At 70.3% G+C, this 895-nt stretch carries 1 pseudogene; it reads right to left on the reverse strand.

From position 1 onward, the window contains the following. Positions 1 to 895: pseudogene (locus FUT88_RS25625) on the reverse strand (DNA polymerase III subunit gamma/tau); the annotation flags it as partial.

An 895-nucleotide genomic window follows, 5' to 3' on the forward strand; every position in this document is an offset into this window, starting at 1 on the left:
GGCCCACGCTCGAAGCGGAATCCCAGCCGGCAAAGGCTGCATCCATCTCTTCAAGCGACGGCGGAGCCAATTCGCCCGGCATTTCATCCCAAGGCGGCGGGCCGTCGTCGGAAGGCGCGGCAGCCGCAACCGGCGGTTCACGGCGCTGCGGCGCAGATGCCGGCGCAGCAGCCGAATTCGGACGTGGGCCTGCAACGGGAGGGGCAGATCGTGCGACAGGCGCTGGCGCGGCCACCGGCGTAGCAGCGGGTGCAGATGCTCCACCACGGCCACGACTCGACGCCTGGCGCGCGGCAGCCAAGGCTTCCATCGCCGGCGAACGACGCGCTGGCGCGGCAGCCGGCGTCTGCACAGCCGCTGCAACGGGCGCTGGCGCCGCCGGTGTCGCTTGATAAGTCGCACGCGGCGCCTCGACCATTGGCTCCGGACGCACTGCCACCGGCGCAACCTGAGCGGCCGGCGCTACCACGGGCGCCGTCGCCGTAGCCGCAGGCCGCATCGATGCTGCAGGGGTTGCCGCCAACGGCATCGCCCGCTTCCCGCCGCCACCGCCCGAAGGCGCGCCGCGTCCCCACCCGACTGCCCGGGCTGGAACGCAAGCATACGCAGCAGCGTCATCGTGAAACCGGCGTATTCGTCCGGCGCAAGCGCCAATTCGTTGCGGCCCAGGTTGGCAAACTGGTAGAACAGTTGCACCGACTGCGCATCGAACCGCTCGGCAAGGCGGCGCACATCGTCGGCCTCGGGCCAGTCGTCTTGCACAGCGGCGGGCACAAGCTGCGCCAGCGCAATCTTCTGCAGCAGCGATGCAAGGTCCTGCAGCGCGCCCGAGAAGCTCAGACTGCGCCCAGCCATCTCATCGGCAATCTCGACAAGCGCGGCGCCGTTCTCGTCG

The organism is Ralstonia sp. TCR112 (genome assembly GCF_007997035.1).
Classification (GTDB): Bacteria; Pseudomonadota; Gammaproteobacteria; order Burkholderiales; family Burkholderiaceae; genus Ralstonia; species Ralstonia edaphi.